Annotated in this window: 4 protein-coding genes; 2 read left to right on the top strand and 2 right to left on the bottom strand. The window is 60.7% G+C overall.

Annotation, left to right across the window (positions count from 1 at the left end):
* Window positions 1-116 precede the first annotated feature (116 nt).
* Both ENGE1_RS16655 and manA read right to left on the bottom strand, forming a co-directional pair.
* Window positions 117-1,667, bottom strand: coding sequence for a YdgA family protein (locus ENGE1_RS16655; RefSeq protein ID WP_048254205.1), 1,551 nt, complete (start codon window positions 1,665-1,667; stop codon window positions 117-119).
* 98 nt (window positions 1,668-1,765) lie between these two features.
* Window positions 1,766-2,941, bottom strand: coding sequence for a mannose-6-phosphate isomerase (gene manA / locus ENGE1_RS16650; RefSeq protein ID WP_048254206.1), 1,176 nt, complete (start codon window positions 2,939-2,941; stop codon window positions 1,766-1,768).
* 198 nt (window positions 2,942-3,139) lie between these two features.
* On the opposite strand from manA, the gene fumA reads away from it, so the two are divergent.
* Together fumA and fumC are read left to right on the top strand one after the other, a co-directional pair.
* Window positions 3,140-4,786 carry a class I fumarate hydratase FumA gene (gene fumA / locus ENGE1_RS16645; protein ID WP_045290878.1) on the top strand — a complete coding sequence of 549 codons (1,647 nt, stop codon included), beginning with the start codon at window positions 3,140-3,142 and terminating at the stop codon, window positions 4,784-4,786.
* Between the two features lie 343 nt (window positions 4,787-5,129).
* Complete coding sequence (gene fumC / locus ENGE1_RS16640; protein ID WP_048254207.1) at window positions 5,130-6,533, top strand: class II fumarate hydratase; 1,404 nt, start codon at window positions 5,130-5,132, stop codon at window positions 6,531-6,533.
* Window positions 6,534-6,566: the final 33 nt, after the last annotated feature.

The following is a 6,566-nucleotide window of genomic DNA, read 5'->3' as shown; positions in this document are numbered from 1 at the left end:
AAGGCTGCGGACAGAGGCGCAATAAAATATCCGGGTAAAAAGCGTGCTTTTTTACCCGTATTTATCCGGAATAAGGGAGGGATCGCTCCCGGCAGCGCCGCTGCCGGGAAATATTATTACGGCTGAACCGGCGCCATTGGCGGCACCGTTGGCGCAGGCTGCGGCACCACCGGCGCGGCCTGCGGCTGGACCGGCGCCGGAGTTAGCAGATCCGGTACGCCAAACATGCCGACAAACTGCTCCAGCGGCATCTTCTGACCGTTGAGCGTCACCTGACCGCTGGCGTACTGCAGGCTGGTCTGGATGCTGTTGTCCTGCACGGTAGTAATGCGGAACATCTGTCCCATCGCCGCCAGACCCTTCACCTGCTGGTCGGCGAGCTTGGCCGCGTCGGCCTGCTGATAGCCTTCGATGCGTGCGACCTGGGTCATCAGCTCGGTGGCCATCTCAATCGGAATGGTCAGCTTGCTGTCCAGCGACTTCACGCTGCTGTCCACTTCTCCGGCGATGGTCTGCGCCGGCGCCGCCTGGGTTGGGTCTTTCAGGGCCAAGTTCAGGTTGAAGGTTGATTCCCCTTTCGCATTTTTCCAGCTCAGCGGTGCGATAGTGATGACCGGCTCGCCCTTCATCACCAGCGGCAGGGCGTTGAAGAACGCATCGGTGACCGCCTGCTGGTACAGCTCGGGGTTCTGCATAATTTCCGGCTGGTTGAGCAGGGCCTGCACCTGGCCGTTGTACTGCTGGCTGAATTTATGCCAGCCTTCGCCGTCGATGTTATTCACCTTCAGCGCCAGCTTGCCGCTGCCCATGTCGGTGCCCTGCAGCTTAAGACTCTCCAGGGTGTAGTCGAGACTGCTATTGATGGTTTTGCCGTCTTTCGACAAATCGGCTTTACCGTCGAGGGCCATATTGTCGAGCACCGCCAACTCTTTGCCCTCAATCGCCACCGCCAGCTTATCCAGCGTCAGCTTCTGGCTGCCGATGCGCTCGTCGAAGCTGGTCAGCGTGCTTTCGCCGTCCGCCTTCAGGTTATTAAAGGTGAACTGGACCTTCTGTCCGTATTCGTTGACCACGTTGAGCAGACCGTCTTTGGCGCCGCCGGAGAGCGACAGGGCGTTGCCGTCTTTATCGGCATCCAGCGTAAATTCACCGCCGCTGAAGGCAATCTTATCGTCGCCGCTCTCATAGCTCAGCGGGTTGAGCAGAATATCTGAGCTGGTGGCGCCGGAGTAGCCGATGCGGGTGGTTATCTCAAACGGCGATTTGTCCTTAGCCAGGGCGAAAAGCTGCTTGCTCAAGTCGCTCTTCTCAAGCGTAGAGTCGACCACCGCCATCGCGGGGATCAGGCTGAATTTCTTCAGCGGGAAGGGGCCGTGATAGACGGTTTCATTCAGCACCACCGACTGCCCCGGCTTGAGCCAGCTGTTTTCTGCGCCGTCCGCGGGTTTTGCCACTATCTGCAGGTGGCTGCTGAACACGCCGCGCTGATAGTTCTGCCAGGCGATCTGCAGACCCGCCCCGGAGGCATCCTGCGCCAGCCCGGCATTGGCCTGGGCGATGATATCCGCCAGCCGTTTTTCAATCTGCTTTCCGGTGTACCAGGCCCCGCCGGTCCACACGGCGCCGAGGGCTACGATTATTCCTGCTGCTACCAGCGTCTTTTTCATCTCGATTATCCCTAAATAAAAACGGGCGGAATCATCCGCCCGTGGGGTGTCAGGCTGCGTAACAGCTTAACAAGCCTGATTTAAAACGCCAGCGGCGCTTACAGCTTATTGAAGACGCGCGCCACGCGGCCGGTACCGCTCAGCGCAACCGGCGACTCATTGGCAGCGATGAAGGCGGACTCGCCGGGATTGAGCGTCAGCGTCTCTTCGCCCTTGCGGATCGTCGCTTCGCCGTCGACGCAGAACAGGATAGCGGCGCTCTGCTGCGCCACTTCACGGGCGTCGGCGGTGAGCTCATGCAGGGCAAAAGCAAAGTCGTCCACCGGGATCGGGAAGTCCAGCTCGCTGCCGTGCTGCTGCGGTTGGGTCAGCAGTTCGGCCGCAGGTTTTGGCACAAACTTCACGTTGGCGACCAGCTCCGGAATATCGATATATTTCGGCGTCAGGCCGGCGCGCAGCACGTTGTCGGAGTTGGCCATCACCTCCAGCGCCACGCCCTGCAGATAGGCGTGCGGGGTTTCGGCAAACAGGAACATCGCCTCGCCGGGGTTAAGCTTCACCACGTTAAGCAGCAGCGGCGAGAACAGGCCGCTGTCGTCCGGGTAGAAAGTAGCGATAAAGCGAATGGTGTCCCACGGTTCGCCGCGCTGACTTTCCAGCGCGGCGTTGAGGATAGCCAGCGCGCGGGCTTTCTCTTCACCCTGCATATTGAGCAGCCCGGCAAACAGCGCGCTCAGCGTACCGGCATCCGGCGTCTGCAGGAACTGGCCAATCGCCGGATGGGCGTCGGCCACCGGCTGCATCAGCGCGGCAATGTCGCTGAACTCGCGGAAGGCGTTCATCGCCAGGAACGGCGTCAGGGCGAAGACCAGCTCCGGCTTGTGGTTCGGATCTTTGTAGTTGCGCTCGGCGGCGTCCAGCGGAATGCCAGCGGCGTTCTCTTTGGCAAAGCCGATTTCTGACGCTTTCTTGTTCGGGTGCACCTGAATCGACAGCGGGTTATCGGCGCACAGCACTTTGAACAGGAAGGGCAATTCACCGAAGCGGGCGGCAACCTTGTCGCCGAGCAGCGCGGCTTTATCGGCGTCAATCACCTCGCGCAGCGGGCGCGGCTGGCCGTCGGCGTCCAGTACCTTAGAGCTGCTTTTCGGATGTGCGCCCATCCACAGCTCGGCCATCGGTTTATTCTCCGGATTGGCGATGCCGTAGAGGTCGGTCAGGGCGGTTTTGCTGCCCCAGGCGTAGTTTTGTACTGAGTTGATGAGCTTTTTCATTATAAGACCCTGTATACACCAGATTTTATCTGCGCTTATTAAACCAAGAATCCGCCGGGAAGTAACCTTCTCAAGGAAAAAGTCGTCCCAGTCTCAGTTTTTGTTAAAAAATTGTGTAGGATAAGTCGACTCGCTTTTAACAGGTCACAGTGAAAGTGGCCGTGAATACAATTAGTCAACGCTGTAAGTGAGAGAACAATGTCGAACAAACCCTTTGTCTATCAGGATCCTTTTCCGCTGAAAAAGGATGACACCGAGTACTACCTCCTCAGTAAAGAACACGTCTCCGTCGCCGAATTCGACGGCCAGCAGATCCTCAAAGTCGATCCCCAGGCCCTGACCCTGCTGGCGAAGCACGCCTTCCACGATGCCTCCTTTATGCTGCGCCCGGCGCACCAGCAGCAGGTAGCGGATATTCTCAACGACCCCGAGGCCAGCGAAAACGACAAGTACGTGGCGCTGCAGTTCCTGCGCAACTCCGATATCGCCGCGAAGGGCATTCTGCCGACCTGCCAGGACACCGGCACCGCGATCATCATGGGTAAAAAAGGCCAGAACGTCTGGACCGGCGGCGGCGACGAAGCCGCGCTGGCGCGCGGGGTGTATGAAACCTACGCTGAAGATAACCTGCGCTACTCGCAGAACGCGCCGCTGGACATGTACAAAGAGGTCAATACCGGCACCAACCTGCCGGCGCAGATCGATCTCTACAGCGTGGACGGCGATGAGTATAAGTTTCTGTGCATCGCCAAGGGCGGCGGTTCGGCGAACAAAACCTACCTGTACCAGGAAACCAAGGCGCTGATTACGCCGGCGAAGCTGAAAAACTACCTGGTGGAGAAGATGCGCACCCTGGGCACCGCCGCCTGCCCGCCGTACCATATCGCCTTCGTGATCGGCGGCACCTCGGCGGAAGCGACGCTGAAAACCGTTAAGCTGGCTTCCACCAAGTATTACGACGGCCTGCCCACCGAGGGCAACGAGCACGGGCAGGCGTTTCGCGACGTAAACCTCGAACGCGAACTGCTGGAAGAGGCCCGCAACCTCGGGCTCGGCGCGCAGTTCGGCGGCAAGTACTTCGCCCACGACGTGCGCGTGATCCGCCTGCCGCGCCACGGCGCCTCCTGCCCGGTGGGCATGGGCGTCTCCTGCTCGGCGGACCGCAACATCAAGGGCAAGATCAACCGCGACGGCATCTGGCTGGAGAAGCTGGAGCACAATCCGGGCAAATACATTCCGGAAGCGCTGCGCAATGCGGGCGAGGGCGAAGCGGTGCGCATCGACCTCAACCGGCCGATGAAAGAGATCCTCGCTCAGCTCTCCGAGTACCCGGTCTCCACGCGCCTGTCGCTCAACGGCACCATTATCGTCGCCCGCGACATTGCCCACGCCAAACTCAAAGAGCGGATGGACAGCGGCGAGGGACTGCCGCAGTACGTTAAAGATCACCCGATCTACTACGCCGGGCCGGCCAAAACGCCGGAAGGCTACGCGTCGGGATCGCTGGGGCCGACCACCGCCGGGCGCATGGACTCCTACGTCGATCAGCTGCAGTCTGAAGGCGGCAGCATGATCATGCTGGCGAAGGGCAACCGCAGCCAGCAAGTGACGGACGCCTGCCATAAGCACGGCGGCTTCTATCTGGGCAGCATCGGCGGCCCGGCGGCGGTTCTGGCCCAGGGCAGCATTCGCCAGCTCGAGCTGGTGGAGTACCCGGAGCTGGGCATGGAGGCTATCTGGAAAATCGAGGTTGAAGACTTCCCGGCGTTTATCCTCGTGGATGACAAAGGCAACGACTTCTTCCAGCAGATTCAGGCCGGGCAGTGTTCGGCCTGCGTGAAGTAAGCAGTAATGCCCGGCGGTATCAGCGCCGGGCCTTGAAGAGCGCACAAAGCGCCATATGAGATGGTGAAAAAGAACAATACTTAGAGCCTATTCCAGTAGGCATTTATGTCGCAGCCAGTTTAGCGTCAGCCAGCGCGGAGAAACCGGAGCGTACTGCGGTACGTGAGGATTATTCGCTGCGCTCACCCTTCGGGCCGCCCTGAAGGGCGTTCAAAATCCGGCGGATTTTGTTCGAGCACTGCCCGGCGCTTAAATGGCAAGTAAATTAGCCTAATGGAATAGGCTCTTAATCCTGGCCGGCACCTGAGCAATGTCGCTAACTTCAATGTTCAAGGAGAAAGTAATGACCAGTATGCGCAGTGAAAACGATTCGATGGGCGCCATTGACGTCCCGGCAGACAAGCTCTGGGGCGCCCAGACCCAGCGGTCGCTGGAGCATTTTCGCATCTCGACGGAGAAAATGCCGACGGCGCTGATTGCCGCCCTGGCGCTGACCAAGCGGGCGGCGGCGAAGGTGAACCAGGACCTGAAACTGCTGTCGGCGGACAAAGCCGGCGCCATCGTGGCCGCGGCCGACGAAGTGCTGGCGGGCAAGCATCCGGACGAGTTTCCGCTGGCCATCTGGCAGACCGGCTCCGGCACCCAGAGCAACATGAACATGAACGAAGTGCTGGCCAACCGCGCCAGCGAGCTACTCGGCGGCGCGCGCGGAATGGAGCGCCTCGTTCACCCTAACGACGACGTTAACAAGAGCCAGAGCTCCAACGACGTTTTCCCCACGGCGATGCACGTCGCGGCGGTGATTGCCGTGCGCGAACAGCTGCTGCCCCAGCTCAACGTGCTGAAAAAGACCCTCAGCGACAAGTCCCGCGCCTTTGCCGATATCGTCAAAATCGGCCGCACCCACCTGCAGGACGCCACACCCCTGACGCTCGGTCAGGAGATCTCCGGCTGGGTGGCGATGCTGGAGCACAACCTCAAGCACATCGAGCACGCGCTGCCGCACCTGAGCGAGCTGGCCCTGGGCGGCACGGCGGTGGGCACCGGCCTCAACACGCATCCTGAGTACGCTAAGCGCGTGGCCGATGAGCTGGCGGCCATCACCAGGCAGCCGTTTGTCACCGCGCCGAACAAGTTCGAAGCGCTGGCGACCTGCGATGCGCTGGTCCACGCCCACGGGGCGCTGAAGGGGCTGGCGGCATCGCTGATGAAGATCGCCAACGACGTGCGCTGGCTGGCCTCCGGGCCGCGCTGCGGCATCGGCGAAATCAGCATTCCGGAAAACGAGCCGGGCAGTTCGATCATGCCGGGCAAGGTGAACCCGACCCAGTGCGAGGCGATGACTATGCTCTGCTGCCAGGTACTGGGCAACGACGTGGCGATTAACATGGGCGGCGCGTCGGGCAACTTCGAGCTGAACGTCTTCCGCCCGATGGTGATCCACAACTTCCTGCAGTCGGTGCGCCTGCTGGCGGACGGCATGGAGAGCTTTAACGAGCACTGCGCGGTGGGCATAGAGCCGAACCGGGAGCGCATCGATCGGCTGCTCAACGAGTCCCTGATGCTGGTGACCGCGCTCAATACCCACATCGGCTACGACAAGGCGGCGCAAATCGCCAAGCAGGCGCACAAGGAGGGGCTGACCCTCAAGGCCTCTGCCCTCAAGCTCGGCTACCTGACTGAAGCCGAGTTCGACGCCTGGGTGCGGCCGGAAGATATGGTCGGCAGCATGAAAGTGAATCGCTAGCGGGCCAGTTGCTTACTCGCCGGCGAGATCCGC

Source organism: Pluralibacter gergoviae ATCC 33028 = NBRC 105706 (assembly GCF_001598855.1).
In the GTDB taxonomy this organism is placed as follows: Bacteria; Pseudomonadota; Gammaproteobacteria; order Enterobacterales; family Enterobacteriaceae; genus Pluralibacter; species Pluralibacter gergoviae.
Note: the sequence above shows the minus strand (reverse complement) of the source record. Positions and strands in the feature narration are given on the sequence as shown.

Bases quoted from the DNA above. Each gene is read 5' to 3' on its own strand.
- ENGE1_RS16655 (WP_048254205.1), bottom strand. From the start codon at position 1,667: ATGAAAAAGACGCTGGTAGCAGCAGGAATAATCGTAGCCCTCGGCGCC.
- manA (WP_048254206.1), bottom strand. From the start codon at position 2,941: ATGAAAAAGCTCATCAACTCAGTACAAAACTACGCCTGGGGCAGCAAA.
- fumA (WP_045290878.1), top strand. From the start codon at position 3,140: ATGTCGAACAAACCCTTTGTCTATCAGGATCCTTTTCCGCTGAAAAAG.
- fumC (WP_048254207.1), top strand. From the start codon at position 5,130: ATGACCAGTATGCGCAGTGAAAACGATTCGATGGGCGCCATTGACGTC.